The following is a 26785-nucleotide window of genomic DNA, read 5'->3' as shown; positions in this document are numbered from 1 at the left end:
TATCATTTCTTTATGTAACATAACAATCAAATCTGATTGACATATTGAGCCTGAAAAATGGATCTTGATCACAATGTTATTGGCCATCGCCAGTTGAGCACGGCTGTCTTCGGTATGATTGTTTTAACGCTGGGGATGGGAATTGGTCGGTTTTTATATACTCCGATGCTGCCGGTCATGTTGCATGAAGGCATTTTTAATTTTTCGCAATTATCGTTAATCGCAAGCGCGAATTACGCCGGATACCTGGTTGGCAGCCTCCTGTTCTCGTTTGGTATTTTTGGTGGCCTGAAGAATATCAAAACGATGTTAATTTGTGCTGCATTAGTCACCGGCCTGCTTATTTTTGCGATGGCAGTAGTCACGCACCCTGATATAGTAATTGTTATTCGATTTTTCGCCGGTGTTGCCAGCGCAGGCATGATGATATTCGGGTCGATGCTTATGCTACAGCATACCCATAATCCGTTTGTCATTGCTTCTTTGTTTGCCGGCGTCGGGGTGGGTATTTTTATAGGCAATGAATATGTTATAGCCGGTATCGCATATGCATTAAATTCAAAGCTACTATGGATCGGCGCGTCAATCATTTCAGCTGTACTCTTCATCGCGCTGATTATATTGCTGCCTGCAAATAAACACGTTCTACCTCCTCAGAAAAAAGCTTCGTCATCCGAGCCGAACATCCAGTGGTGGAATTTAGCATTGTTATATGGACTGGCAGGCTTCGGTTATATCATTGTAGCTACTTATCTCCCTTTAATGGCCCGGGGAGTGGGTAATGAATTTCTGGCCAACCATATCTGGTCTATTGTTGGCCTTGCCGTTATCCCAGGATGCTATGGTTGGTTATGGGCTGCACGCAAGTGGAGCATATTGTCCTGCCTGAGTGTTAACTTAATTGTGCAGGCGAGCTGCGTTGTGATGGCCTCGTTTATCCATTCCCCGCTTTTATTGACCTTGAGTTGTATTGGCTTTGGTGCAACTTTCATGGGAACCAGTTCTCTCGTTATGCCACTCGCGAAAAAGATTTCTGCACCACAGAAAATTAATCTTCTGGGTCTGGTGACGTTAACATATGGCATTGGGCAAATTGCCGGGCCATTAATCGTGAGTGCGTTTCAGAACAATAAAAACGGGATGACTATTTCAATATTATCTGGCGCTTGTGCGTTATTTATCGCAGCAGGGATTAGCTATGTTCAACACAGCAAAGTTAAATACTCTCAAAGTTGGAGCAAAGAATGAAAAAGACAACCGTTGCTATTATAGGAATGGGACCTCGGGGGCTTAGTATTCTGGAAAGGATTTGTGCTCAGCATGCACAACGTAAACAGAATGAACATATTAATATTGTTATCGTTGATAAAAATGCGATGGGTGTAGGTGCGCACAGTTTATCGCAGCCCGACCATTTATTGGTTAACACCGTTGCTTGCCAGATAACATTATTTGGTGATGCAACGGTAAAAAATGCCGGATCTTTCCGTTCAGGGCCATGTTTTCATCAGTGGGCTAATGAGCAGGGCTATAAAAATGTTGATGGCCGTTATTTAAAAGACGTGGCTGGCAAACCAATTGACGCCAACGATTATTTACCTCGTCGATTATTAGGTGAATACTTAAATTGGTTTTATCACGAAATTATCAAAAGTTTGCCTGACAATATCTCGGTTACACAGATAAATCAGCAGGCCAACAACATTCTGATTCAGGACGATGCGAAGTCTATTATTGTCTTGGAAGACAGTCAGCGTGTGGTGGCCGATTACGTCTATTTAACCACTGGTCACAGCGACAACGCCAAAACGTTTGACGATCATCTTGTTGAACGATTTATTGCCAATAATTATAAGAAAAATGAACGCCTGGACTACTATTCGACTCCTTATCCAATAAATAATTTGAATAAAATAACAGCGGAATCAAATGTGATTGTTCAGGGTATTGGTCTGACTGCCTATGATGTCATTTCGCAACTCACTATCGGCAGGGGTGGAAAATTTAGCCGGGAAGAGGGTGAACTTCGCTATCATCCTTCCGGAAAAGAACCGGGTATTTTTATCTATTCACGTAAGGCTCTACCTTTTAGCAGTCGCGGCGCGAATCAAAAAGGCGTTTCTGGGCAGTACTCCCCACGCTTCTTAACGGCAATGGCTATCAGAGAATTGCGGTTGAAAAATGTGTTTGAGAAAGGATCTTCAAAAATCGATTTTCTTGAACAAGTTTTCCCCTTACTGCATAAAGAAATGTGTTATGCCTATCGTTCAACCCTAAATGGGCAGTGGTTAGATGCTGGCTCTTATGAACCGAGCGCTGAAGACATCGCGGTAATTGACAGTGTGCTTTATCCACATCAATCGCAGGAACATCTGAGTTTAAAGGATTATACTCAATGGTTTATGTATTTCCTGCGTAAAGATCTCCAGGAGTCTGAGGAGGGCAATGTCCATGGCCCGATCAAAGCGGCGACAGACATTATTCGTGATGTCAGGGATATTTTACGAGAAGCGATTGATAATTCAGGGCTTGAATCGCGGTCACATCAGTATTTCCTTGAGCATTTTAATCCTATTTTTAACCGCATTGCCGTTGGCCCGCCGAAGTTAAGAAATGAACAACTATTAGCATTAATGGAAGCGAATGTGGTGAGTCTGGCCGGTGGTAAAGATTCAAGGTTAGTATTGAACGACTGCGAAGGAAAATTCGAAGTTCACTCACCTTTTAAAGAAGAGAGTACTGAGATTCAGGCTGATGTTTTAATCAAGGCGAAAATTGCCAGTTTTTCGCCACTACATGACGCTTCACCGTTAATCAGAAATATGACAGCCAATGGTATTGTTCGTCCATTTATGAATGAGGGGTATCACCCGGGTGGGCTGGATATCGATCAATGCCAGCATCCTATTAATCGCATGGGGGAAGCGCAGACGACTTTTTGGGTGCTGGGCAATCCTGCGGAAGGCGCGAATTTTTACACCTACGTCCTGCCACGTCCGCTGGTTAATTCAAGATTCCTGGTTGATGCAGGCCGTTGTGTCGCAGATATGTATCATCAAATGATGGTGCGGCAGGCTCAGCCAGAGGTAGCGATAAATGCAGACTGAGCAAATCCAGGCCCGTGGCAAGGCGTGGCAATCATTGCAACCTGCGTTAGCGATAACATCATTGCTGGTATTTCTGTTCGCTTGTGCGTTGACGGATAAACATGCGGCGATGTCGGCTATTGCGGGAGTTACCGCCGTGCTCTACTTCGCATCGACATTTGCTTTCTGGTCAAAAAAATCATCCGCCAGAAGTGGTGTGATTATTTTTCTCTGCTCGATGATGTTTCTTCTTGCTACAAACAACCTGAAAGGCATTGTGCTCCCTGCAATTTTTTCGCGATATTTTGATGTGATTTTACTGCTTGTTGGTATTGCCTTATTACGACAAGTCATGGCCTCTCTTAATTTTACAGCTGTTCTGGGAGGATATTTTTCGCGTAGAAAAACATCGAACATGACTTTTGGGGTTACGTTATTGACGGCGTTCTTAACATGGCCAATGAGTCTGGGGGCAATATCATTGCTGCTCGATGGCCTCAAGTCAGTTATTGGGCCAAGATTCAACCTGGCAAAGATTATTACGCGCACCGTATGCATTACGATGGTACTGATGCCAACCACCATCGGCGCTGCTGCCGTTTGGGCGGCAATGCCTGACGTACCGCATCTTAAGGCGATGCTGGTGGGTATCCCTCTCTTTTTATTCAGTATCTTGTTCAACCAAAGCGCAAAAGTGACGGTAATCGCTGAAAACGAGACGGTGACACCCAGCCGTGATGGGATGCGGTATATCCTGCTATGTGTAGGTCTGTTCTGGGGAGTATTCATTTTTTCATTAACGGTACTGAATCTTAATTCACTGCAAAGTATTGCCTTTACAGCAGTCGTGCTCTTTGTTGTCGATCATCTGGTTAAAAAGGATAAACCCTGGGCTGAGCAATTAACTGAATCAGCACAGAATATATCCGGTGAGGTATTGTTGCTTTTAAGCTGTAGTGTGTTGACCTCAGTTTGTTGGCTGCTTTTTTCCCATGTACCTGAGGGTATCACTGCTTATGTTGGCGGGCTGACAACGTTGCAGATCTACGCGATTATTTTGTTCATCGTACCGCTTTTTGGTTTATTAGGTATCCATCCACTGATTATCTTTAGTATCGCATGGTCGATATTTTCTGATTATCTTACGGGGGGGATGGTTGATTATCAGATATGGATTTGCTTATTTATTGCAACTCAGCTTATTTCTCCCGTATCGATCAATGCTATTTTCGCCGCAAACAGTCTGAATGTATCACCCAGTAACACCAGTTTTAAAATGCACTACGGTTATGTTCTATCGTTTAATCTCTTTGCACTTGTTTATCTTGGTGCAATGTCAAAAATCATCTAATAAAAGGAGTTCATATGCCCTACGTAAATATTAAAATTACTAATGAAGGTGCTACCGATCAGCAAAAGAAAAAATTAATGGAGGGAGTGACACAACTATTGGTTGATGTCCTGAATAAAAACCCCAGCACAACCATCGTGGTCATTGATGAAGTGGAGACTGATAACTGGGGAATTGGTGGCGTGCCAGTGACGGAGTTACGTAAAAAAAGCAAGTAGAGTGACTTAAAAAGTAAGGAGCCTGCCTCCTTACTTTTGCCCATAGATTATCAGTATAAAAGAGTCTGCAATATTATTTATTGTTGGATATGCATTTCATATCTTATAAGTAGACTGCTCAAACTACCGTATTAAGGACGTTATCTATGCACGCCTATCATCATATTCGACTGGGGAAGACTTCAGCGAAAGTCAAAAATAGTTTTGATGAATTACTACCCGATCCGTGGCTTAAGGCTGAAGATGGTATTTTTCGGTTCAGAAGTTACATGCAGGCCAGGGCCGGACGTGAAAAGTATTTTGATCTGTGCGCAGTGGGTGAGTTTTTTCAAGCGGAAAAACTGAACAATTACGCTGGCGGTATTGCAAGAAAATACCCAGAAATAAAACAAGACGTTGCTGAAGAAGTGATGAATCTGGTGTTTCGTAAGCTTTTGCCATTGCTTCCAGACACGACTTACAATATTGGCATTCATCAAATAAGAATAACGACAGATGACCGAAGGCCTGGATATCCCGCTCCAGAGGGTATTCATAAAGATGGTTTTAAGTACATTGCAATCTATTGCAGCGAAATTGAGAATGTGACTGGTGGAGAAACCACGCTTATTCCTAATCATGATGGGGGCAATGATGCCTCTACGTTCAAACTGCATGCGGGCGATGCAGTAATATTCAATGATGTGAATTATCAGCATTATACCGCGGCAGTGGTTCCTTTGTTGCCAGGAAAAGGTTATCGGGATGTATTTGTCATTACATTTGATATTGAATGAGAAAAACAATGAATATCTTGCTGTGTCCACCAAAAATTATTTTTCAGCACTCACGTGAAGAGTGGCAGTCATTGCAATCAGTGGCCCCGGTTCTGATTGCAACGTGCGCAAGCCAGATCGATAATATTCTTGATCATATGGGGGCAGGTTTTTCTTTCCTTTTTTATGAAAACTTTAATGATAATCCCTTCGTGGAAATGGATATTTACCACTACGCCCAGGACAATAAAGCAACGGGTATCTTTTACCTCGCCGAAATCGATGTTCTGAGGGCCGCGCGAATCAGCGATCGTCTGGGTTTGACACACGACCGTGAAAAAAAGGCCATGTTCTTCCGTGATAAATTTATGATGAAATCGCTTGTTCAGTCTCATCAGTTACCGGTTCCTGCTATGGCACGCGTCGACAGTGCGACTGCGATGGCGCGATTCATTGCCGAACAGGGATATCCCTGCGTCATCAAACCTAATGATGGGCGTGGATCACAGGGCGTGGTGGTTCTTAAAAATGAAGGCCAGCTTTATAAATATCTGGCGCAGGTTAAGCCGCCAGAGTATCACAATCTGCTCATTGAAAAATTTATCGAAGGCGAAGCTTATCAAATTAATGCGTTGTATTTAAAAGGAAAGGCGATATTTGTTTCTGCATCTCGTGCAACCGTCTCCTGCCTGGATTTTCTATCCGGGAAAACATTAGGTCTGGTTATGGAAGATGACACGCCGCTGCATCGTAAACTGATTGCCTACACCAAATATCTTGCTGAAGAGGTTTTTCCAACGGAAGAAAACGCATTGCTTCACCTTGAAGTTTTTGTTGATAAAGATAACAACATTATTTTTGGCGAGCTTGCTTGCCGATTAGGTGGCTGCTTTGTCAATGAAGAATTAGGGGCCGCTTTTGGTCTTGATCCTCGAATGACCTGGCTTAAAGCCAGTTTATGCGAAATCTATCCGCAGGATTTATCGCAAAGACAACCCGTTTTACGGGTTGGCCAATTAAATGTGCCGCCTGCACAGGGCACGCTCCTCTCTATTGCGGAAAAATGTCCATTGCCTTTTGTGGTTAAATATCGGGCAACAGGTGTCGTCGGCCGCCAATATGACGCGATGAAATTAACAAATGGCGAGATCGTGAGTGCTATTGTTCAAGCGGAGTCCAGCCGGGAAATACACGAACGTCTTGATGCATTGACCCAATGGGTTGCTGAAAATACCCTTTGGGTTAACGAAACCGTTCACTGAGTATTTAACACTCCCGGTAGCCAGGAGAAAGGTGTATGAAATTATTGTTAGGTTTTGCTCTTTGTATCCTGGCTGGGTTGGGTTTTACCTATTGCAACGTTCCGTTAGGTATGATGTTTGGCCCCCTTATTACCGTGCTGGTGTTAAAACGTACCGGTCTTTCTGTGCCAGTACTGCCGGGCAGCCTGACGGTGATTCAACTCTCTCTTGGTACGTCAATTGGTCTTTTATTTCGCGATTTTTCTTTTGGGGCGCAAGGAAATATCGCATTTTTACTGGTGTTGTTATTAGTATGCTTATCCCTGCAATTCACCGCATGCTACTTGTGGTGTATTCACCGATTACGCTGGAGTAAGGAAGAGGCGTTATTGGGCGCCGTTCCGGGGGCAATGGCAGCGGTATTAGCGCTAGCGTCCCATGTTAAAACGCCGCCGCAAAAAATTATCATTTCGCACTCGCTTCGGCTCATCACATTGACCTTATTTGCCGGATATATTACCGGCGGTGCGCAAACCCATATGGCCATGCCGCCTGTATTGTTTGCAACGACTAATGTGCTCTGGCTATTGGGCATTGTCTTTGCGGGCTATGTGTTGGGCAAATGCCTTGAACGCTTCCACTTTCCTGCGCCCTTTATGATCACGTCGTTGCTTTGTGCAGCACTCCTGCACCCTTTGTCATCTCAGACTGTGTTTTTTCCCGATATTTTCAATCAGTTCAGTATGATCCTGATGGGCATATTACTGGGGCATCATTTTATTGCGTTTACGTTGACTGCATTTTTGCGTCATCTTTGGTCTTCAATACAGCTCATTGCTATTGGACTGGGTGTGACGGTCATGATGGCATTTACAGCGGCGCATCTTCTGGATTATCCATTTTATGTATTGATGCTCTCCTGGGTTCCCGGGAGCGTGGAATCAATGTCCTTTGCGGCACTGGCGCTTAACGCGAATGCGAGTTTTGTGATGGCAAGCCATATTATACGCATGTTGCTCATCCAAACGATCCCTGCAATAGTTATCTACCGCAAAAGAGAGGTTATAGAAGGTAATAGCGCTAAAACCAGTAAGCCGACGAGGCCGCTGTAGGGGGTTATGACCTCCGTTATGAGCATAACGTTCGTTGCGAATTTTATACAGCTCATCATGAACAGCCCGTAGGTGGACAGGGAGATCATTCCGCTGGAGAACGCAAGTGCCATTGCTTTTGGCGAACAAACGTGCGTAGCTGACCACAAAAGCGGTTGTTAACATCTCCTGTTCCATCATCGATTCAGTAGTTATTTCAAACTTGGTCGTACGAAGCCGACGATAAATGTAACTAAGGCTTGTTGTAGTAGGTATTACCTTTATAAGTCTAATCAGACTTTCAATCTCTTTATCGCAACCGCTAATAATCTCCGCCCCTTTCTTCATTATTTGTTCAAAAGGCGCTCTTAGATCAGCTGGTAATTTGCTAAAAAATTCTTCAGAGACGCTGTAATAGTCGTTGCCTTCAAAAATAGGAGGTGGTGACATAGCCATCTGGGTAAACCCTGTGTTGAGAAATTGCACCATTTTCAAACTAACTGGCGGTGTAAGTATTCCTGCAAAACGAATCATTCACTTTTATAGAGCTTCCGACTGACTGCTTTTGTGCTTACGAGACTAACTTCCGCTCCTCGCCCACTACGGACATTCGCTCAGTTAGCTTATCCGATCAGTACCAGAAACAGACGAGCTTGTCCTTACAGAACTTAAACGCGGGTCAGAACATGTCCCATCACGTCAACAAAGCATCTGTCGATGCTCAGCTAGTGGAGATGCAGGAAAACCACAAAATCAACAAATGTTTAAAATAATAATTTTGTTTAATTTAAAATAAAGTCATGCTACCGTGCTACTACACTTTCTTTAGGGCAAATCTGACACATGTCTATCGTACGCTACCCCACGACCAAGCCTTTTCCCTTTTCAGACGCCGTGCAGGTGAACGGGTTTGTTTTTCTTTCAGGCCATGTCGCCATGAGCCCCGAAGGTGAACCGTTGTATGGATCTGTCACCCAGCAGACCCGGCATATCATGCACGCCATCCGGGAAACTCTGGCGCGGGCGCATACGACGCTGAACCACATTGTGAAAGTCCAGGTTTGGTTAAGCAGCATGGAGCACTTTAGCGAATTCAATGTTGCTTACAGCGCGTTCTTCCCGGAAGGTTTCCCCGCAAGGAGCGTCGTCACCAGCCACCTTGCATTTGATTTAGACGTCGAAATAGAAGTCCAGGCCGTTGTCTGATGGAGAGAGCAAAATGAAAGACGAACGTGAACGTTTAATCACTATTTTGACGGCTTCGCTTGAGGCATTGAGAACCACGCTTCCCTTAAACACAGAAGCGGTTCTGCATGACCTTACCCGCCCCGAATCGTCCGTGATAAACATCATTAATGGACACGTCAGCGGCAGGAAACCCGGTGATGCGCTGTTGTCCGGCCCGGAAAATGACACGGGATTTTTAGGTTTACTGGATGCTTCGCAGCGTGTTCCCAGTCAGGTATTCAGTGGATATACCACCACCACTCTCTCTGGCACCACGTTGAATAGCGCATCGACGATTTATTACAGCAAGGACGGCGTGCCGTTAGTGGCTTTTTGCATTAACGTCGATATGGATGTGGTATCAAAACTCAAACGCGACCTGGACTATTTACTCCATCCGGCCGCCGCGGCTGAAACGCCGGAAAATCCGCTAGGTGATATTCAGGATAAATCTCTGGATGACGTTATTTCGAAATTCAGACCCACGGGTTCAGAAAATAAAATTGATTTCAGAAAACGGGTTATTTCTGAAATACATGCTCAGGGCTTTTTCAAGATTAAAGGCAGCGTTAATCATGTCGCTAAAGCGCTGGGCGTCACCCGATACACCGTTTACAACTATCTGGATAAATTAAATGACAAAGTCTGACACCACAGTAATTCCTTTTTATCAGGTTGATGCTTTCACCTCTCAACCTTTTGGCGGCAACCCGGCGGGCGTTTGTCCGTTAACTGCGTGGCTGCCTGACGCTGTTCTGCAAGCCATCGCCACGGAGAATAATCTTTCTGAAACCGCGTTTTTTGTGCCGTTCGAGGAGGGTTATCAACTGCGCTGGTGTACGCCTGCGGTTGAAGTGGATTTGTGCGGTCATGCCACTCTCGCTGCATCCTGGGTGCTGTTCAACAAGCTTGGCTACCAACAAGAAACTATCAGCTTCCACACCCGCAGCGGCCTGTTGACGGTGAGTAAGAACGGGGACGAACTCTGCATGGACTTCCCGGCTAAATCGGCCATAAAGATTGATACTCCTGATGGGCTGCTGGCAGCCCTCGGCATTACCGACGGTGTTATCGGGGTGTGGAAATCGGACGATCTGATTGTACTGGTCGATGACAAAACCATCATCGACGGGCTTAATCCTGACTTCAACAAGCTGGCGGTATTCGACACCCGCGGCGTGATCGTGACCGCCGCTGATAACCAGTTTGATTTTGTGTCCCGTTGGTTCGGCCCGCAGGTCGGCGTGAACGAAGATCCCGTCACCGGGTCGGCACACACTTTCCTCGCCCCGTTCTGGGCGGCGCGTACGGGTAAAAATGTCCTGACCGCTCAACAAGGCGGGAAGCGTAAAGGGGCGTTGCGCTGCGTGGTTCGGGATGACGGGCGCGTGGAATTGCATGGCTTCGCTCGTATGACCATCGAAGGAATATTCCAGTTGTAATGACGATGTATGACCGGAACGGTAACCAGGCATATAATGACCACGCCTTCCAAAGCATGATGTTTATATAAAATAAGAGTTAATAATGACAGCAAACACCAGACTTTCATTGCCAGAGACAATGGCTCTTGGCGGGATGACCCTTGCGCTTTTTTTGGGTGCAGGCAATATTATATTCCCGCCGCTGGTCGGCATGCAGGCTGGCGCAAACGCCTTTAATGCAGGCTTTGGCTTTATCATCACAGCGGTTCTGTTCCCGGCGCTGGCGATTATTTCCCTTGCCATTAATGGCGGTGATATCGCGGAATTAACGAAACCCTTAGGCAAATGGCCGAGCCTGATTTTTATTGGCATTTGCTTTTTAACGCTGGGGGTTTTATTTGGTACGCCACGCACCGCGACGATTAGCTACGAAGTCATCACCGATGGCGCAGCTAGTTCCCTGATGCAGAAGATTATATTTTCCGCCGCGTTCTTTGGCCTTGCTGGCGCGACGCTGGCTAAGCCGGGAAAACTGCTGGAAATCGTCGGTTTCTTCCTTTCGCCCATTAAAATTAGTGCCCTGATTTTTATCGGCATATGTGCCTGGTTACATCCGATTGGTGACCTCACGACCGCCACAACCGCGTATCAAACTCGCGCGTTCGATACAGGGTTCGTCAACAGTTATCAGACCCTGGATGTGATCAGTGCGCTGTGCTTTGGCGCCATTATCACCCACACGCTTAAGCAGCGCGGGATCCACCATCCGCGGGGCATCTTCACCCATTCCACCGCTGCAGCCTTTATTGCCGCTGCAGGTCTGGCCGTGATTTATATCTGCTATCTGTCGATGGGGTCCCACAGCCCGGTGCGGGGCGCAACGAATGGTATGCAGGTGATGAGCGCCTATGTCGAGACTGTTTTTGGCGTTTATGGCCGGGTGTTGTTGGCGGCGATCATTACCCTCGCCTGTCTGGTCACGGCCATTGGTCTGACAACCGGAACGGCGCGCTATTTCAACCAGACAACCGGTGCGTCTTATGGGCTGCTGGTGACGCTCTCCCTGATGGTGTCAGCAGCACTTGCCGTGCTGGGACTGAATTCCCTCACCGCAATGGCGGTTCCCGTGCTGTGCGCCATTTACCCGGCTGCGCTGGTCGTGGTCGCGCTGGGCATCGTTAGAAAATGGACAGAAGTGCCGACGAATCTGTATCAGTTGCTTTTCTATAGCGCCCTGGCAGTGGGAATAATGAGCTTGTTTGTAAAATCCTGAATGAACAGCCGCAAGTTCGGAAGATGTCTTTTCATTTTCGCTCAAAGCAGACCAGGCAATCAGTTGGCCTGTCTGCTTCGAGCCAGAAGCTAACATCGATAAAAAATAACTTAATGGTCGAGCTCCACCAACTTCAGACCTTAGATTGCGTATTCAAAGTTTGAGGGTAAGACAGTCACAACGGACATGTAGACTTAACAGGCCGTATATATTACAAATTTAATATCACTTTTCTCTCATAAAGTAAGGGCCTATCCCATGTCTTTAATCATACGACAAGCAACATTAGCCGATTCGGGATTACTAAATGAGCTTGGCTACCGCTTCTATACTGCGCACTTTAAGCATATGTGGAAGTCAGAATCAGAATTTGATAATTATTTGGAGGGTGAATATTCACTTCCTGTTATTGAGCAGAGTATTAATGATAAAAACATTAGCTGGTATATAGTTGAAATCGAGCAGCCGATTGGTTTTGTGAAGCTAACATGGCAAGCAACTATCCCGAATACAGACATCAGCGGTGTTTTACTTAATAAACTCTACCTTGCCCCAACCAAAACGAATCAGCATTACGGTCAACTAATGTTTAATAAAGTCATAGATCTTGCCCGAAGTCAGGGGAAAAAATATTTATGGCTGGAGGTTCTTGAACAAAATGAACGTGCTCAAAAATTCTATAAAAAGCAGGGAATGAAACACATCAGCGACATCATTTTCGAAACAAATTCACAGAGGAGCATACTCAAGTTAATGGGGATGTGTATATAAGGCCCGCTCCTCGCTAAGACCCGTTACCCTGACACGTGTGCAGCCTGGCCTTCATTCATAAATTCTCAGTGTATCGATAACTGCTCGCAGAGCGGGTGACACATTGCGGTGCGGATAATAGAGAAATGAGCCTTCCAGGCGTTGACTGTAACGTTGTAAAACTCTGATGAGTGAACCCTCTTCTAAATCATCGGACACCAGTTCTTCCGGAACATAAGCCAGCCCCAGCCCCAGTCTGGCGGCTTTGGCTTCCATATAACTGTCAGCAAAAGCCCATTGTCCCTGCGGCTGATGCGTTATTTTTTTACCATCCTGTTGAAGCTCCCATGTATAGAGGCTTCCATCGCCAAATTGATAAGCGATGCAGGGATGAACCGCCAAATCTGCCGGGACTTGTGGAAAGCCATAACGGCGAAAGTGTTCTGGCGTACCAACAATGGCCATCTCCATATCGGGGGAAATACGGACCGCTATCATGCCACCGCCAACTTCCGGTCCGAGACGTACACCGGCATCGAATCTTTCCGCAATAATATCGACAAACCGACTTTCGCTGATGAGTTCCAGCCGGATGTCAGGATAGCGTTGCTTAAACACCGCAAGCTTTGGCAGGAGCAGTTTATCAATAGCGTGCTGACTGGCATTAATCCGTACCGTACCTGACGGGGACTGGCGATAATGGGCCAGCGTGGCAAGCCCCATATCTAAAGCGTCGAATCCTGACTCAATAGTACGGTAGAGTTGTTCGCCGGCATGGGTGAGCGATAGCCTACGCGTAGTGCGAGCCAGAAGCTGAACGCCCAGTCTTTCTTCAAGTTCGCGTACAGAACGGCTTATACCTGATTGTGCCAGGCCGAGTCGTTGCGCCGCAGCGGTAAAACTCCCTTCCCGCACCACCTGCATGAACAGGTATAAATCATTATAGTTTTCCCGTTTCGCCATCACGTTTCCCTCGCTATCGCATCACTATTTAGAACAATATGGTATTAATTCTAGCAATTTTACCCCTCTAATAAGCACTATTACTGCTCACTATAATGCTCGCATTGCAACAAAGCACAGCAGTGTTGTCCGTATGAAACCTGTATCTATCACGTTTTATGAGGGGATTTTGATGACTGCCTTCACCAAAAAACTGACAGCCGCGATACCAGCCATGCTGCTCTGCGCATCATTAAGTGGAGTTACAACGATGAGTTATGCCAATACAACCAATCCGAACGCGCCAGTTTCACTGGTCGAGACATGGGATAAAACCTTCGCTAAAAGTACGAAAATTAATCACCGTAAAGTAACCTTTCAGAACCGCTTCGGGATCACCCTGGTCGGTGATCTCTACATTCCAAAGGATCGCGGCGAGCGCAAACTGGCGGCCATTGCCATCAGCGGGCCTTTCGGCGCGGTGAAAGAGCAGTCCAGCGGTCTGTATGCGCAGACGTTGGCTGAGCAGGGATTTGTTACCCTGGCTTTTGACCCTTCATATACGGGGGAAAGCGGTGGCTATCCGCGTAACGTTGCCTCTCCGGATATCAACACCGAGGATTTCAGCGCGGCTGTTGATTTCCTTGGCCTGCAAAATGAGGTTGATCGAAATCGTATCGGATTACTGGGTATCTGCGGATGGGGCGGGATGGCCTTAAACGACGCCACGATGGATACCCGCGTGAAAGCAGTGGCGACCAGCGTGATGTATGACATGAGCCGTGCGATGGGGCATGGCGTAGGTGATGGTAAAGACCGTTATACCACTGCGGATCGTCGCGCCGTATTACAGTATCTGAACGCACAGCGCTGGGAAGATGCGAAGAACGGAGCTTTCGCGCCCGGCGGGCATGACATTTATGTTGATGAAAAGGGGGACGTCAGTACGTCGAAACGTATTCTGCCAGAAACGTTACCCGCAAATTCTAATCCGGTTCTGAAAGAATTCTTTGATTATTATCGCATGCCGCGTGGTTTCCATGCGCGTTCGGTCAACTCAACCGGGGCCTGGAATGCGACGATGCCGCTGTCATTTATGAATATGCCACTGCTGAGCTACGCCAATGAAGTCACTATCCCCACGCTTATCGTGACCGGCGAAAAAGCCCATTCACGCTATTTTGCTGAAGATGCCTTTAGGGCGATCGGCAGCAATGAGAAAGAGCTGGTGATTGTGCCGGGGGCAAATCATGTTGATCTGTACGACAACGTTGCGGGTAAGATTCCGTTTGCTAAATTTGAGCAGTTTTTCAATACCAACCTAAGATAACCGCCCCAAGCCGCCTGATATTTGCAGGCGGCTGTAAATCGCCTGCAGATCATTTTCATCCATGTTTTGACGTGATTTCCTGAATGACGTCTGTCCGGACTGCGCCTGAACCTGGCCGATTCGATATTAAGAGATCTGATAATGTCCACAGTAAGACTAAAACCGCATTACGAAAAAAAGCATGCGCATTGGGGGGGCGTGTTTGCCATGACGCTGTGCGTGTTTGTGCTGATCGCTTCCGAGTTTATGCCGGTCAGCCTGCTTACGCTTATTGCCAGTGATTTACACATTACCGAAGGGCTGGCTGGCCAGGGAATTGCAATCTCTGGCGCGCTGGCGGTCATTACCAGCCTGACTATCTCCCATATTGCCGGAGATCTGAACCGAAAACATCTCCTGCAGGGGCTGACGGTTTTAATGGCCATATCGGGGATAGTCGTCGCCCTGGCACCCAGCTACCCGGTTTATATCCTGGGGAGGGCCCTGCTTGGGGTGGTCATTGGTGGATTCTGGTCCATGTCTGCTGCAACCGCCATTCGGCTCGTTCCGCAGCATCAGGTTCCCCGCGCGCTGGCGATTTTTAACGGTGGGAACGCGCTGGCTACCGTTGTAGCGGCACCGCTTGGCAGCTATCTGGGGACGACCGTGGGCTGGCGAGGGGCTTTTTTATGCCTCGTTCCCCTGGCTATAGCCGCGTTCATCTGGCAGTGGGTCAGCCTGCCATCGATGGAAAACGATAAAAAACAAAAATCCCAGAAATCTATGCATCATCTGTTCCGCATCACCATTGTCCCTGCGGGACTCCTGGCCTGCGGGCTCTTCTTCATGGGGCAGTTTGCCTTATTTACCTACGTGCGCCCCTTTCTTGAAACCGTAACCCGCGTAGGCCCTTCTGGTCTCTCTCTGATTTTGCTCGCAATAGGCGTGGCGGGTTTTGTCGGCACACTGGCCGTATCAATATTCCTGAACACATGTTTTTATAAAACTTTAATCATGATCCCCCTGCTTATGTCAGCGACAGCCGGGGCGTTACTGCTGGTTGGACACAGCATCTGGGCTGTTGCCGTATTGCTCAGCCTGTGGGGACTACTAGCAACGGCTGCGCCAACGGGATGGTGGACATGGATAGCGCGGGCACTACCCGAAGATGCAGAGGCGGGTGGTGGCTTAATGGTTGCGGTGATCCAGCTATCAATTGCACTGGGTTCAACGGCAGGTGGGTTGGTATTCGACACTCTGGGATGGCGCAGTACTTTTGGCTTGAGTGGTTTCTTACTTCTGGCGGCGGCAGCAATGACGATTGTCACATCCCGTCAAAACAGCAAAGCAAACTAGAACTATCCATTCATTTCTGGCGTGCTCTCTGTCATGGCATAGGGCAGAGAGCCGAGTGTCCGCCCTCGCTGATCGCGGACCTTTAGCCCAGTTATCTTCTATTTTTTCACCAAATATTTTCGCATCAGTGCATTTTGTAATGTCACTCCGCGACAGGCAGGAAACCCACGTTCCACAACATGAAAACCGTGTCGTAGAAAGAACGCCTCCGCAGCCTTACTGACATTTGAAGTCAGTTCGCCAATTCCACGTTGTCTGGCTTCTTCATGAATGCGATTCATCAATAGTGTCCCTACTCCCTGTCTCGGGTAGGTTCCCGAGACAAAGAAATGGTCAATGTACCCATTTGGCTGAACATCTGCATATCCAGCTATTTCACCATCCACTTCAACAACAAAGGGGCGTAATTCTTTCATATGATTGGCCCATTGTTCCGGGTCGATATCCGTTGGGGCCCACGCATCTATTTGTTCCTGTGTGTAGTAATGTGATGCGAGGGTATGTACAGAAGATAAAAAGACGCTGAATAACGAAATTTCATCTCCATTACTAAACCTTCTGATTTTCATAAGACCTCGTCAGGAGAGTGACTTGTAGAACAAGTCCATTTTTGGTGCAGCGGAGCGTCAGCTCCTCGCGGTGATTTTAATGGGTCAATGCAACGCCATTCTTAATCAAGGGAGATGCTCAGGCAACGCCGTTGAGTCAACATCAAACCATCGGCCTGTGGCGGTAATGTCGCTGCGCCACGGGTAAGACTTTTTCCATTTGAGTATGTAACATTGACTTATTGTGTAAAAAGATTACTTTTCAGGACATGAAGAAGATACTCATTATTGTTCCCGATGGCGGTATGCTGTTTGAGTCCGCCGGTATTGCCGACATTCTGATGCAGGCCAACCGCCTGCATCCCAAAGGCGCTACGGAGACGTGTTACCAGGTTCAGTTAGCGACAACGCAACCGCATCAGGTGATCCATGGTCAGTCCGGCCTAAATCTACTGGCAGATCATCGACTGCATGAGATAGATCCTCGCGAACCTCTCGATACCATCATCATCACTGGCAGAGGTCAAAACCCGAAGGAAGGGATTGCGGTGGTTGACTGGCTACGCCTTGCCGCTCCCCACGCCCGCCGCATTGCATCCATTTGCGGCGGCGCGATGCTGCTGGCAGAAACCGGGCTGCTGGACGGCAGACGAGCCACCACCCACTGGAAGCTACTGGAAACCATGCAGGCAGAATTCCCAAAGGTGCGCGTCGAAAGCGGTCCGCTCTATATCCAGGACGAACATATCTGGACATCAGGTGGCGTCAGTTCCGGCTTTGACCTGACGTTAGCGTTAGTTGAAGAAGATTACGGCTTCAGTCTGGCGCGCGACGTCGCTCAGGATTTCGTCATGTACCTGCGCCGTCCCGGGGGACAACTCCAGTTTAGCCGCTACAACCTTCAGCAGACCAGCACCCTGGGCCCGATTAACGATCTGCTCGCCTGGCTGCTTGAGAACCTCACCGCCGATCTCAGTGTGGATAAACTGGCGGAAAAAGTCGCCATGAGTCCGCGTAATTTCACCCGCGTGTTTACCCGAGAAACGGGCGCATCACCGGCACGCTACGTGGCCGAAGCCCGTCTGGCCGCTGCCCGACAGCGTCTGGAGCAGACCAACGAGACGCTGGAGCGTATCGCCGAACAAACAGGATTTGGTAGCAGCATTAACCTGCGAAGGCTGTTTGAAAAACAGCTTCACCTGACGCCTGGTGAATATCGCCAGCGCTTTCACTGTCGTAAAATGGCGTAAAGTGATCCTTTTTTGTCATTTACGCCAACACGTGACCGGCCTAAATTTACTCCAGAGACAACAGATAAGGAGCTCATCATGGTAAAGGTCGGTATTAACGGTTTTGGCCGTATCGGACGTAACGTACTGCGTGCTGCACTGGGTAACCCGGAGATCCAGATCGTGGCAATCAACGATCTGACAGACAGGAAAACGCTGGCGCATCTGCTGAAATACGACTCGCTGCTCGGTAAACTCGACGCCGACGTCACCGCCGGTGAGGGGCAGTTGGTGGTTAACGGTAAATCCATTACCGTGTTCAGCGAACGCGACCCAGCCAACATCCCATGGCGTCAGCGTGAAGTCGATATTGTCATTGAAGCAACCGGCTTCTTCACTGAACGTGACAAGGCGGCGGTGCATATCCACAGCGGTGGCGCAAAACGAGTGATTATCTCCGCCCCCGGTAAGAACGATGATTTAACCATCGTGATGGGCGTTAACGATCACCTCTACTCCGCGGATAAACACTTTGTCGTCAGCAACGGTAGCTGCACCACTAACGGTCTGGCACCTGCCGCACAGGTTTTGCACCAACATTTCGGCATTAAGCATGGTTTGATGAATACCACCCACGCCTATACCAACAGCCAGGCGCTGCACGACCAGCCGGAAAAAGATCTTCGTGGTGCCCGCGCCGCTGCATTGTCGATTGTCCCCTACTCCAGCGGTGCCGCGAAGGCGCTTGGCAAAGTCATCCCGGAGCTGGATGGTCGCTTAACCGGTTACTCGCTGCGCGTACCGGTTCCGGTGGTGTCCATTGTCGACCTGACCGTAACGCTTGAGCGGGATGTAACAGCAGAGGAGGTCAATAATGCGTTTCGTGACGCCGCTGCGACAGGGCCACTGAAAGGGATCCTCGGCTATAGCGATGAACCGCTTGTCTCAAGCGATTACCAGGGTGACCCGCGCTCATCCATCATCGACGGCCTGTCAACGCTGGTGATTGGCGGCAATATGGTCAAAATTCTGGCGTGGTACGACAACGAATGGGGATTCTCTAATCGCCTCGTCGACCTGGTATTGCTAATGGCAAGGCACGAACGTTAATCCCCTGCTCTCACACTCTCTCTAAATCCACGCCAGGCGTGGATTTTTTTATATCTGTTACGTGTTTGTCCCAGTGACAATCGCCCACAACGTCACGTCCCCCATTTTTAGTCGTCACCTTACGATGCTGCTAGGGTGACGCGTTTAAAAACGTTAGCGATAACCCGACAAAATAATAAATCGCCAGCACTTCAACGGTCAGTTTATTAATCAGACAGTTGCGACCATAATAAAATGAGTAATGCGATCTTATTTGAGGATTCCGGCATGATCACCTTTTATCAACTTACAGCCACCCGTCTGCATGGTGAGCCCGTCTCTATGGCCGACTATGCTGGCAAACTGGTTCTGGTGGTCAATACTGCCAGCCATTGTGGCTTCACGCCGCAATATGCAGGCCTCGAAGCGCTTTACAAGAAGTACGCCGCGCAGGGTCTGGTGGTGCTTGGTTTCCCCTGCAACCAGTTCGGTAATCAGGAGCCCGGCGGGGCCGACGAAATCTCGCAAACCTGTCACATCAACTACGGTGTGAGCTTCCCGATATTTGAGAAAGTGGAAGTCAACGGTGCGGCTACGCATCCGGTGTTTCGTTACCTGAAAAACGAATTACCCGGCGTGCTGGGTGGGCGTATCAAGTGGAATTTCACTAAGTTCCTGATCGGGCGTGACGGCAAACCGCTCAAGCGTTTTGCGCCGTTCACTACCCCTGAGAAAATAGAAACCGCGATCCTTGCTGCGCTTAAAGTCTGAGCGCACCTGTCATTCAAACCGTCCCCATTATGCCCCAGCGCACTGTCTGAATAAAAAACACGCTGCAAAATCAACAAAATATAATCAACTTGCTTAATTACTCTGCAATCGCGTGAGTTCAGGAAGAAAAATGCTATTTCCCTCTTGCCTCATTCGGTCTGTGCCGCTAATATTCGTCCCCGTTGTCACCTACAACATTGCGTTCATAGCTCAGTTGGTTAGAGCACCACCTTGACATGGTGGGGGTCGTTGGTTCGAGTCCAATTGAACGCACCATCTTGCGTCCGTAGCTCAGTTGGTTAGAGCACCACCTTGACATGGTGGGGGTCGGTGGTTCGAGTCCACTCGGACGCACCAAATTATTTCTATGATTTGGTGCTATTTCCCTTCGCTACACCTCATAATTTCTTTTTATTGCCTCCTGTTCGTAACCTTAAGCTTAATCATTACTCCGTATGATGCTGGCACAAAGCGATGCGCCAAAGCCTTCTAAACTCTATGCTCAGCGCGTATCATTTATCCTCTTCGCAAACCCTTTTTCGCCAGAGATCGGATACCATGCCCTCTTCCATTCTTCTGTTTGCCGCGGGCAGTTTACGCCTGGCATTTGCCCCTTTGATAAGCCAGTTCTCGCGCCATAGCGGAATAGACGTGAAGGTGGAATATGGTCCGGCCGGTTTATTACGCGAGCGTATTGAAGCCGGTGAACCGTGTGCGCTCTTTGCCTCAGCCAATCGGGAGCACCCGCAACGCCTGCTGGCTTTGCAAAAAGCTGTCCTCACGCAAACCTTTAGCTGGAATCAACTGAGTCTGGTCAGCAACCGAAACGGCGCCTGGCTGGATTTGCTCCGCGACCCAACGCTACGAATAGGTACATCCACGCCCGGCTGCGACCCTTCCGGAGACTATACCTGGGCATTTTTCGACAATATGGATGTACTGGAGCCAGGACTCGGACAACAGCTTAGGGCGCGCGCCATCCCGCTGGTTGGTGGGCGTGATACGGTGAAAATCCCGTCTGGTGAACTGGCGAGCGCTTGGATCCTTCGCCAGGGACTGGCCGATCTGTTTATCGGCTACGCGCATTACGCGAATACGCTGCGCGCCCAACCCGACGTGCATTATGTAGCTATCCCTGATGAGCACAATATTCGCTGCGAATACCAACTGGCGGTGCTCGACGCATCCAACGAGGTGATGGCGCTGGTTAAATTCATGCTCTCCGACGGCGGTCAGGCGTTTCTTACCGCCGCCGGGTTTTTACCTCTTAACGACGAACAGAAAACAGCGGTGCGATAAACGGCGTCGGGTGGTTCTCCAGACTGAGTTTTCGCAGCGGTAAGCCATAGGCCTGGAACAGATTCTCTTCCGTCACAATGCTGTCCGTTGGCCCTGCCCGCCATTTTCCTTCGGTGAGCAGCAGCAAAGTATGGGTGGCTATTTGTAACGCATGCAGCGGATCGTGGGTCGAAAAAAGAATGCTGCATCCCTGTAGATGGGCCAGATCGCTGATGAGCTGAAGCACCACCTGCTGATTGGCGAGATCCAGCGCGGAGCACGGCTCATCAAGCAGCAGCGTTTGACACTCCGTCACCAGCGCCCGGGCTATCATCACCAGTTGCTGTTGCCCCCCGGAAAGTGAGCTAAACGAGTGGGAAGCAAGCTGGGCAATATTTAACTGCTCCAGCGCCTGGGTCGCTCTTTGTTGATCCTGCTGGCTGGGTTGCGCAAAAAGCTTCACGTGCTGTGCCCGCCCCATCAGCACCACGTCGCTCACCGTATAAGGAAATGGCAGGTGGCAATGCTGCGCCACAATCCCTATCCCGCCGTCAATTTCAATGCTGCCGTCCAAAGCTGGTAGCGTGCCGGTTAGCGTATCGAGCAGCGTACTTTTACCCAGGCCGTTACGTCCCAGCACAGCCCAGATCTCACCTTTCTGGCAACTGAATGTAAGCGGCTCAAATAGCGGCGCGCGATACCCATAGGTAAGCGTATTTACACGCAATGCGGCAGGTTTCATGATGTCTCCCGGCGGCTGGAGCGGATGAGTAAAAAAGCAAACAGCGGCGCGCCGAATAATGCGGTGATGATCCCAAGCGGTATCTCCGCGTGCATCAGGGTACGCGCAATATCATCCACCACAATCATAAAACCGCCTCCCATCCAGAAGGCGCACGGCAGTAGACGACGATGATCAACCCCCACCAGCAAACGCGCCAGATGCGGAATAACCAGCCCAACCCAGGCGATACTGCCGCTGACCGCTACCTGAGCGGCAACTAAAAAAGCGCAGCACAGCAAAACGCTGCGTCGCAGAGGAACCACCGCGACGCCTAGCGATCGGGCATCTTTATCATTGAGTGATAACAGGTTTATCCGCCAGCGTAGCTGGTACAAAACTGTCGCAGCGATACCGACTGGAATCGCCAACAGCAGAACTTTATGCCAGTTAGCCGTCGCAAAGCTGCCGAGCAGCCAGAACACGATATTGGGTAACGTTTCTTCGGTATCAGCCTGATACTGAATCAGGCTCACCAGCGCGGCAAAAAAACCACTCAAAATGATACCCGACAGGATCAGCACCAGCGTATTCTCCAGCCCCTGCAGCGCAGCAATGGCATACACCAGGACCAGCGCCGTCAGACCGAAGAAAAACGTTGAACCCATCATCAACCACGGCGACAGGCCGAGCAGAATAGCCAGCGTTCCGCCAAAAGCGGCCCCGGACGTCACGCCAATAATATGCGGGTCGACCAGCGGATTATGAAATACCCCTTGCAGCGTCGCGCCACATAACCCTAACGCCCCACCCGCCAGCAGCGCCATCAGAATTCGCGGTAGCCTGACCGTCCAGATAACCTGACCGGCAATCCCTTCAGCGTCGCTATAGTGCATCAGGTGATAAAAGACTTCGCTTAACGACAGCGGATATTGTCCGAGGCACAACGAACCAAGGCCCAGCAACAGGACCGTCGCGATTAAGAGTGGTTGCTGGAGTAAAATGCGCTTACTTAACTGCATCAGGCTGCCAGTTCACACCATAAAAACGCTGATAGTAGTCTTGCGCCTGCGCATCAACATCCACGTCTTTGTAGGCGTCCGGGTACAGTTTTTTGGCCATCCACAGCTCACCAATCGCCAACGCTTCAGGCATCGGATAGCCCCAGGCTTTGGCGTACTCAGGCATCAACCAGACGCGATGATTTTTTACCGCATCGATCCCCTGCCAGTTAGGATCGTTTTGGATCTCCGTTACCACCTGCGGGTAGCGATCCTGAACAAAAATTACCTGCGGGTTCCACGCCAATACCTGTTCCAGCGCAACCTGACGGGCGCCTTTTACACTGGCAGCCGCCACGTTTAGCCCACCCGCGTGCTGCATCATGAGTCCCGTGTACTTCCCGGAACCGTAAGTCATCAGGTCGGGGTTAGCCATATAAATACGGACTTTTTGCGCATCCGGGATTTTTGCGACCGGCGCATTGAATTTTGCCCGCGCCGCAAAAACGTAGTCGATTAACGTCTCAGCTTGCGGTTTGCGCCCCACGACGTCCGCAATCAGGCGAATCCCCTGCTTTAACCCTTCGTTGTAGACCTGCTCTTCATCGGCCATTGTCGGGTTCATTTTATTCTGTTGCCCGGCTGCATCCTTGCGCAATGAGATTGCCACGACCGGAATACCGGAGTTCTGAATCTGCTGGATCATCTCCGCAGGCGCATAGTTGGCGACAAAAACCACCTGTGGATGAATCGCCAGTAGGCTTTCGATATTCACGCTGGTGAGATCGCCCGGCGTCGGCAATGTGGCAATTGCCGGCATAAAGCGCGCAAACTCAGGCCCGAGCTGTTTTTTCCAGCTCGACATCACGCCAATAATGTCCTGCTGAGCATTAAGCTGGACCAGAATATTCAGCGTCTGGTGTTGCAGCACGACCACTTTGTCGACGTGGTCCGGAATCGTGACCTGACGACCAAGCTGGTCGGTGATCGTACGGTCGGCCTGGGCAGAAAACGCAAACAACATGCTGGCGCATACCAGCACAAAAGAGCGGAAAGTTAACATGGGATACCATCTGGATAGCGGAGTAAAAACGATGTGTATTAAATTATATAACGATATAACAGGCAACCCATTCGCGATAAATACCGCACGACACACGAGGAAGATCAATTTATGCCGACAAAAAAGCCGACGGTGATGACCACCGTCGGCTGTGGGTAACACCAGGACTAACGGATTATTTGGTTGCCGCTTTAATGATATCGAGCGCTTTGACGAACTGATCCTGCGGGATCGTCAGCGGATAAAGGAAACGAATAACGTTGCCATACTGACCACAGGTCAGCAGCAGTAATCCTTGCTCAAGGGCTTTCTTCTGCACGCGTTGTGCGGCGGCTGCGTTGGGTTCTCCCGTCGCTGCATCACAGAATTCAGCGGCGATCATAGAGCCTAAGCCGCGCACTTCGGCCAGTTCAGGACACCCGGTTTGCGCGTCAGTCAGAGTGGCGCGCAGTTGTTCGCCAAGAGCTGCCGCACGCTGGCACAGCTGTTCATCACGAATAATATCCAGCACCGCATGAGCTGCCGCAATTGACAGCGGGTTTCCGGCGTAGGTTCCGCCCAGACCACCCGGCGCAGGCGCATCCATAATTTCAGCTTTGCCCACGACGCCAGACAGCGGCATGCCGCCTGCAAGGCTTTTTGCCATAGTCATCAGGTCAGCTTTGTCAGCGTAGTGGTCCATCGCAAACAACTGGCCCGTACGGGCAAACCCGCTTTGCACCTCATCGGCGATCATCACGATGCCATGCTCGTCGCAAATACGGCGGATGGCAGCCACAAACTCCGGCGGCGCCACCACGAAGCCCCCTTCACCCTGGACGGGTTCGAAAATAATCGCCGCGACCTGGGTGGGATCGATATCGGCTTTAAACAGGCGCTCAATCGCTTTGATGGAGTCCGCCGTAGAAATCCCCTGCAACTCGCAAGGATACGGTGCGTGGTAGACGGAGCCAGGGAACGGGCCGAACCCTTTTTTATACGGCGCCACCTTGCCGGTTAACGCCATCGTCATGTAGGTACGCCCATGAAAACCGCCGCCAAAAGCAATAACGCCAGGACGGCCGGTATGTGCGCGCGCAATTTTCACCGCATTTTCGACCGCTTCAGCCCCGGTGGTGAAGAATGTGGTTTTGCGCTTGCCGTCGATTGGCGCAACGGCGTTGATTTTCTCAGCCAAAGACACATAGCTTTCGTACGGGACAATCTGATAAGCCGTATGGGTAAAAGCCTGCAGTTGCGCTTCGACTGCCTGCACCAGGCGAGGATGACGGTGTCCGGTGTTCAGCACGGCAATCCCGGCGGCAAAATCAATGTACTGATTGCCTTCGATATCGGTAATTGTGCTGTTTTCTGCTGACTGGGCATAAAAATCACACATTACACCCACGCCACGCGGGGTGGCATCCAGACGACGTTGTTGCAGGTTTTTATTGTTCATTCTCTACACCTTGTCCATTAATACATTTAGGTTGAATTACCCTTTAAATTTAGACGCCATCTGGTACTTTAATCGAGAGCCAAATCGTTTTATTTTAAGGATCCAAATGCGTTCACTTGCCGGAGATGTGATCAAGCAGGCATTTAGCCAGCAGACCGATGAAAAGCTGCATCGTCGCCTGTATGCCGCCATCTGCAGTTGCATCCTCGAAGGTAGCCTGAAACCGGCGACCCGAATGCCTCCGTCGCGTGACCTGGCAGGCGAACTGACGCTATCACGCAATACCGTCCTGCGGGTTTACGAGCAATTGCAGGCCGAAGGTTATATTTCCGCGCGCACCAGCAGCGGCACATTTGTCACCGACAGCGTGCTGGACAATCTCGACCTGCGCCCCCACAAAGAGCCCGTTGCCGCCGCACTGGAGGATCACACCCGCTTATCTGCCCGCTGCCTTGAGCTGCTGGGCCATGCCAGCGCCAGCCCCCGTCAATGGGGCGCATTTATTCCAGGCGTGCCTGATGTGGAGCATTTCCCTCACCGGGTGCTCAAAAAAATTCAGGATCGGCTGGCGAGACGGTTGCGCCCGGAGTTTCTCACGTACGATGCCGCAGGCGGCGTGACTGAGCTGAAAGAAGCGCTGGCAGACTATCTGCGCACCGCACGCGGGGTGCGGTGTTCACCGGAGCAAATTCTGATTACTGAAGGTATTCACCAGGCGCTGGATCTGGTGACCCGGACGCTATGCAACCCGGGGGATAACGCCTGGATTGAGGAGCCGGGCTACTGGGGAATCAAAAATATTCTGCGCATCAATGCGGTTAACTTTTCGGCGATCCCGGTTGATGAACAAGGTATGGTGCCGCTGGAGGCTGGCGAATCTGCGCCAAAGCTGATTTTTGTGACACCGTCACATCAATATCCGCTCGGTTCGGTAATGAGCCTCAACCGCCGTCGGGCACTTCTCTTTCGCGCACGTGAAACGCGAAGCTGGATAGTGGAAGATGACTACGACAGCGAGTTTCGCTTTTCCGGCCAGCCAATTCCATCATTGCAGGGTCTGGAAGAAGAGACGCCGGTCATCTATATCGGGACATTCAGTAAAACACTCTATCCCGCACTGCGGCTCGGTTATGTGGTACTGCCCAAACCGCTCGCCGCGCCGCTGAAGAAGGTTCATAACGACCTCTATCGTGGTGGACATTTGTTGATTCAGGCAGCGCTGGCGGAGTTTATCCGCGAGGGTTACTACGCGGCGCACATTCGTAAAATGCGCCAGTTGTACAGTCGTCGCCGCCAAACCTTGGTGGAGCTTATCAGTCGCCAGTTGGGCGAGCAGTATCTTGGCTCCTTCAGCAGCAACGCCGGGCTGCACATGATTCTACAGTTGCCCGTCGGGAGCGATGACGTTGTCATTGCCCAACAGGCAAATGCGCAAGGGCTGCTGGTGCGCCCGCTGTCTCGCTACTACGTGAATGAAGAGAAACGCAGCGGCCTGCTGCTGGGATTTGCCAGTATCGAAGAGCATGAAATGGCGGCGGCGTTTACCCGACTGGTGGGTATTATCAGAGTAAACACCGTTTAAGCACTGCCGGATGGCGCTGCAAGCACCTTGTCCATCCGACAT

General features: G+C 49.7%; 25 protein-coding genes and 2 tRNA genes. 21 read left to right on the top strand and 6 right to left on the bottom strand.

Going from position 1 to position 26785, the window contains the following annotated elements; all coding sequences use genetic code 11:
* Positions 1–57: 57 nt before the first annotated feature.
* The 12 genes from OGV75_RS15670 to OGV75_RS15615 all read left to right on the top strand — a co-directional run bounded on the left by OGV75_RS15670 (position 58) and on the right by OGV75_RS15615 (position 12437).
* Positions 58–1248 carry an MFS transporter gene (locus tag OGV75_RS15670; protein ID WP_046276354.1) on the top strand — a complete coding sequence of 397 codons (1191 nt, stop codon included), beginning with the start codon at positions 58–60 and terminating at the stop codon, positions 1246–1248.
* Complete coding sequence (locus tag OGV75_RS15665; RefSeq protein ID WP_149380917.1) at positions 1245–3107, top strand: FAD/NAD(P)-binding protein; 1863 nt, start codon at positions 1245–1247, stop codon at positions 3105–3107. The genes OGV75_RS15670 and OGV75_RS15665 overlap by 4 nt, the downstream gene beginning before the upstream one ends.
* Positions 3097–4437: a hypothetical protein gene (locus OGV75_RS15660; protein ID WP_047417697.1), complete on the top strand. Its 1341-nt coding sequence runs from the start codon at positions 3097–3099 to the stop codon at positions 4435–4437. Before OGV75_RS15665 ends, OGV75_RS15660 begins: the two co-directional genes overlap by 11 nt.
* Positions 4438–4451: 14 nt before the next feature.
* The gene (locus OGV75_RS15655; RefSeq protein WP_016152960.1) at positions 4452–4655 is read left to right on the top strand and encodes a tautomerase family protein; all 204 of its coding nucleotides are present in this window, start codon (positions 4452–4454) and stop codon (positions 4653–4655) included.
* A 146-nt stretch (positions 4656–4801) separates the two neighbouring features.
* Complete coding sequence (locus OGV75_RS15650; protein ID WP_016156404.1) at positions 4802–5431, top strand: 2OG-Fe dioxygenase family protein; 630 nt, start codon at positions 4802–4804, stop codon at positions 5429–5431.
* A gap of 8 nt (positions 5432–5439) precedes the next feature.
* Positions 5440–6672 carry an ATP-grasp domain-containing protein gene (locus OGV75_RS15645; RefSeq protein WP_016156403.1) on the top strand — a complete coding sequence of 411 codons (1233 nt, stop codon included), beginning with the start codon at positions 5440–5442 and terminating at the stop codon, positions 6670–6672.
* Between the two features lie 35 nt (positions 6673–6707).
* The gene (locus OGV75_RS15640; RefSeq protein WP_016152957.1) at positions 6708–7763 is read left to right on the top strand and encodes an AbrB family transcriptional regulator; all 1056 of its coding nucleotides are present in this window, start codon (positions 6708–6710) and stop codon (positions 7761–7763) included.
* Between the two features lie 822 nt (positions 7764–8585).
* Positions 8586–8948: a RidA family protein gene (locus tag OGV75_RS15635; RefSeq protein WP_032947028.1), complete on the top strand. Its 363-nt coding sequence runs from the start codon at positions 8586–8588 to the stop codon at positions 8946–8948.
* 13 nt (positions 8949–8961) lie between these two features.
* A complete protein-coding gene (locus OGV75_RS15630) occupies positions 8962–9618 on the top strand; it encodes a helix-turn-helix transcriptional regulator (protein ID WP_047358844.1) in 657 nt (218 codons plus the stop codon).
* Positions 9605–10411: a PhzF family phenazine biosynthesis protein gene (locus OGV75_RS15625; protein WP_047358845.1), complete on the top strand. Its 807-nt coding sequence runs from the start codon at positions 9605–9607 to the stop codon at positions 10409–10411. The genes OGV75_RS15630 and OGV75_RS15625 overlap by 14 nt, the downstream gene beginning before the upstream one ends.
* An 85-nt stretch (positions 10412–10496) precedes the next feature.
* Positions 10497–11666 carry a branched-chain amino acid transport system II carrier protein gene (brnQ, locus tag OGV75_RS15620; protein WP_286480878.1) on the top strand — a complete coding sequence of 390 codons (1170 nt, stop codon included), beginning with the start codon at positions 10497–10499 and terminating at the stop codon, positions 11664–11666.
* A 258-nt stretch (positions 11667–11924) separates the two neighbouring features.
* A complete protein-coding gene (locus OGV75_RS15615) occupies positions 11925–12437 on the top strand; it encodes a GNAT family N-acetyltransferase (RefSeq protein ID WP_016156401.1) in 513 nt (170 codons plus the stop codon).
* Between the two features lie 51 nt (positions 12438–12488).
* Here the strand turns inward: OGV75_RS15615 and OGV75_RS15610 are convergent, their stop codons facing one another.
* Entirely contained in the window at positions 12489–13379 is an 891-nt protein-coding gene (locus tag OGV75_RS15610) for a LysR family transcriptional regulator (protein WP_016152950.1), read from the bottom strand.
* A gap of 172 nt (positions 13380–13551) precedes the next feature.
* On the opposite strand from OGV75_RS15610, the gene OGV75_RS15605 reads away from it, so the two are divergent.
* Together OGV75_RS15605 and OGV75_RS15600 are read left to right on the top strand one after the other, a co-directional pair.
* Positions 13552–14688 carry an alpha/beta hydrolase gene (locus OGV75_RS15605; protein WP_104651757.1) on the top strand — a complete coding sequence of 379 codons (1137 nt, stop codon included), beginning with the start codon at positions 13552–13554 and terminating at the stop codon, positions 14686–14688.
* Between the two features lie 141 nt (positions 14689–14829).
* Positions 14830–16023, top strand: a complete 1194-nt coding sequence (locus OGV75_RS15600) for an MFS transporter (protein WP_104651758.1) — start codon at positions 14830–14832, stop codon at positions 16021–16023.
* A 98-nt stretch (positions 16024–16121) separates the two neighbouring features.
* On the opposite strand, the gene OGV75_RS15595 is transcribed toward OGV75_RS15600, so the two are convergent.
* On the bottom strand, positions 16122–16592 hold the full coding sequence (locus tag OGV75_RS15595; protein WP_019076706.1) for a GNAT family N-acetyltransferase: 471 nt from the start codon (positions 16590–16592) through the stop codon (positions 16122–16124).
* Between the two features lie 248 nt (positions 16593–16840).
* On the opposite strand from OGV75_RS15595, the gene OGV75_RS15590 reads away from it, so the two are divergent.
* The 6 genes from OGV75_RS15590 (at position 16841) to OGV75_RS15565 (ending at position 20959) form a co-directional block, all read left to right on the top strand.
* The gene (locus OGV75_RS15590) at positions 16841–17821 is read left to right on the top strand and encodes a GlxA family transcriptional regulator (RefSeq protein WP_275262099.1); all 981 of its coding nucleotides are present in this window, start codon (positions 16841–16843) and stop codon (positions 17819–17821) included.
* Between the two features lie 78 nt (positions 17822–17899).
* The gene (gene gap, locus OGV75_RS15585) at positions 17900–18910 is read left to right on the top strand and encodes a type I glyceraldehyde-3-phosphate dehydrogenase (RefSeq protein WP_286480877.1); all 1011 of its coding nucleotides are present in this window, start codon (positions 17900–17902) and stop codon (positions 18908–18910) included.
* 267 nt (positions 18911–19177) lie between these two features.
* Positions 19178–19660: a glutathione peroxidase gene (locus OGV75_RS15580; protein WP_016152944.1), complete on the top strand. Its 483-nt coding sequence runs from the start codon at positions 19178–19180 to the stop codon at positions 19658–19660.
* A 199-nt stretch (positions 19661–19859) separates the two neighbouring features.
* Positions 19860–19936: transfer RNA gene (locus OGV75_RS15575), tRNA-Val, on the top strand.
* 4 nt (positions 19937–19940) lie between these two features.
* A tRNA-Val gene (locus OGV75_RS15570) sits at positions 19941–20017 on the top strand.
* A 201-nt stretch (positions 20018–20218) separates the two neighbouring features.
* On the top strand, positions 20219–20959 hold the full coding sequence (locus tag OGV75_RS15565; protein WP_286480876.1) for a substrate-binding domain-containing protein: 741 nt from the start codon (positions 20219–20221) through the stop codon (positions 20957–20959).
* Here the strand turns inward: OGV75_RS15565 and OGV75_RS15560 are convergent.
* The 4 genes from OGV75_RS15560 to puuE all read right to left on the bottom strand — a co-directional run bounded on the left by OGV75_RS15560 (position 20928) and on the right by puuE (position 25161).
* Positions 20928–21680: an ABC transporter ATP-binding protein gene (locus OGV75_RS15560; protein WP_286480875.1), complete on the bottom strand. Its 753-nt coding sequence runs from the start codon at positions 21678–21680 to the stop codon at positions 20928–20930. The genes OGV75_RS15565 and OGV75_RS15560 overlap by 32 nt on opposite strands.
* Positions 21677–22681, bottom strand: a complete 1005-nt coding sequence (locus OGV75_RS15555; RefSeq protein WP_216424985.1) for a FecCD family ABC transporter permease — start codon at positions 22679–22681, stop codon at positions 21677–21679. The genes OGV75_RS15560 and OGV75_RS15555 overlap by 4 nt, the downstream gene beginning before the upstream one ends.
* Positions 22668–23723 carry an ABC transporter substrate-binding protein gene (locus tag OGV75_RS15550; RefSeq protein WP_181625960.1) on the bottom strand — a complete coding sequence of 352 codons (1056 nt, stop codon included), beginning with the start codon at positions 23721–23723 and terminating at the stop codon, positions 22668–22670. Before OGV75_RS15550 ends, OGV75_RS15555 begins: the two co-directional genes overlap by 14 nt.
* Before the next feature lie 175 nt (positions 23724–23898).
* Complete coding sequence (gene puuE / locus OGV75_RS15545) at positions 23899–25161, bottom strand: 4-aminobutyrate transaminase (protein ID WP_019076699.1); 1263 nt, start codon at positions 25159–25161, stop codon at positions 23899–23901.
* Between the two features lie 106 nt (positions 25162–25267).
* Between puuE and pdxR the strand changes: the two genes are divergently transcribed.
* The gene (gene pdxR, locus OGV75_RS15540; RefSeq protein ID WP_286480873.1) at positions 25268–26743 is read left to right on the top strand and encodes a MocR-like pyridoxine biosynthesis transcription factor PdxR; all 1476 of its coding nucleotides are present in this window, start codon (positions 25268–25270) and stop codon (positions 26741–26743) included.
* Positions 26744–26785 lie beyond the last annotated feature (42 nt).

The organism is Citrobacter sp. Cb028, from assembly GCF_030336705.1.
GTDB lineage: Bacteria > Pseudomonadota > Gammaproteobacteria > Enterobacterales > Enterobacteriaceae > Citrobacter > Citrobacter braakii.
This window is presented reverse-complemented; position numbering and strand designations above follow the sequence as displayed.

Coding starts and splice junctions, on each gene's coding strand:
- OGV75_RS15670 (WP_046276354.1), top strand. CDS start 58: ATGGATCTTGATCACAATGTTATTGGCCATCGCCAGTTGAGCACGGCT.
- OGV75_RS15665 (WP_149380917.1), top strand. CDS start 1,245: ATGAAAAAGACAACCGTTGCTATTATAGGAATGGGACCTCGGGGGCTT.
- OGV75_RS15660 (WP_047417697.1), top strand. CDS start 3,097: ATGCAGACTGAGCAAATCCAGGCCCGTGGCAAGGCGTGGCAATCATTG.
- OGV75_RS15655 (WP_016152960.1), top strand. CDS start 4,452: ATGCCCTACGTAAATATTAAAATTACTAATGAAGGTGCTACCGATCAG.
- OGV75_RS15650 (WP_016156404.1), top strand. CDS start 4,802: ATGCACGCCTATCATCATATTCGACTGGGGAAGACTTCAGCGAAAGTC.
- OGV75_RS15645 (WP_016156403.1), top strand. CDS start 5,440: ATGAATATCTTGCTGTGTCCACCAAAAATTATTTTTCAGCACTCACGT.
- OGV75_RS15640 (WP_016152957.1), top strand. CDS start 6,708: ATGAAATTATTGTTAGGTTTTGCTCTTTGTATCCTGGCTGGGTTGGGT.
- OGV75_RS15635 (WP_032947028.1), top strand. CDS start 8,586: ATGTCTATCGTACGCTACCCCACGACCAAGCCTTTTCCCTTTTCAGAC.
- OGV75_RS15630 (WP_047358844.1), top strand. CDS start 8,962: ATGAAAGACGAACGTGAACGTTTAATCACTATTTTGACGGCTTCGCTT.
- OGV75_RS15625 (WP_047358845.1), top strand. CDS start 9,605: ATGACAAAGTCTGACACCACAGTAATTCCTTTTTATCAGGTTGATGCT.
- brnQ (WP_286480878.1), top strand. CDS start 10,497: ATGACAGCAAACACCAGACTTTCATTGCCAGAGACAATGGCTCTTGGC.
- OGV75_RS15615 (WP_016156401.1), top strand. CDS start 11,925: ATGTCTTTAATCATACGACAAGCAACATTAGCCGATTCGGGATTACTA.
- OGV75_RS15610 (WP_016152950.1), bottom strand. CDS start 13,379: ATGGCGAAACGGGAAAACTATAATGATTTATACCTGTTCATGCAGGTG.
- OGV75_RS15605 (WP_104651757.1), top strand. CDS start 13,552: ATGACTGCCTTCACCAAAAAACTGACAGCCGCGATACCAGCCATGCTG.
- OGV75_RS15600 (WP_104651758.1), top strand. CDS start 14,830: ATGTCCACAGTAAGACTAAAACCGCATTACGAAAAAAAGCATGCGCAT.
- OGV75_RS15595 (WP_019076706.1), bottom strand. CDS start 16,592: ATGAAAATCAGAAGGTTTAGTAATGGAGATGAAATTTCGTTATTCAGC.
- OGV75_RS15590 (WP_275262099.1), top strand. CDS start 16,841: ATGAAGAAGATACTCATTATTGTTCCCGATGGCGGTATGCTGTTTGAG.
- gap (WP_286480877.1), top strand. CDS start 17,900: ATGGTAAAGGTCGGTATTAACGGTTTTGGCCGTATCGGACGTAACGTA.
- OGV75_RS15580 (WP_016152944.1), top strand. CDS start 19,178: ATGATCACCTTTTATCAACTTACAGCCACCCGTCTGCATGGTGAGCCC.
- OGV75_RS15565 (WP_286480876.1), top strand. CDS start 20,219: ATGCCCTCTTCCATTCTTCTGTTTGCCGCGGGCAGTTTACGCCTGGCA.
- OGV75_RS15560 (WP_286480875.1), bottom strand. CDS start 21,680: ATGAAACCTGCCGCATTGCGTGTAAATACGCTTACCTATGGGTATCGC.
- OGV75_RS15555 (WP_216424985.1), bottom strand. CDS start 22,681: ATGCAGTTAAGTAAGCGCATTTTACTCCAGCAACCACTCTTAATCGCG.
- OGV75_RS15550 (WP_181625960.1), bottom strand. CDS start 23,723: ATGTTAACTTTCCGCTCTTTTGTGCTGGTATGCGCCAGCATGTTGTTT.
- puuE (WP_019076699.1), bottom strand. CDS start 25,161: ATGAACAATAAAAACCTGCAACAACGTCGTCTGGATGCCACCCCGCGT.
- pdxR (WP_286480873.1), top strand. CDS start 25,268: ATGCGTTCACTTGCCGGAGATGTGATCAAGCAGGCATTTAGCCAGCAG.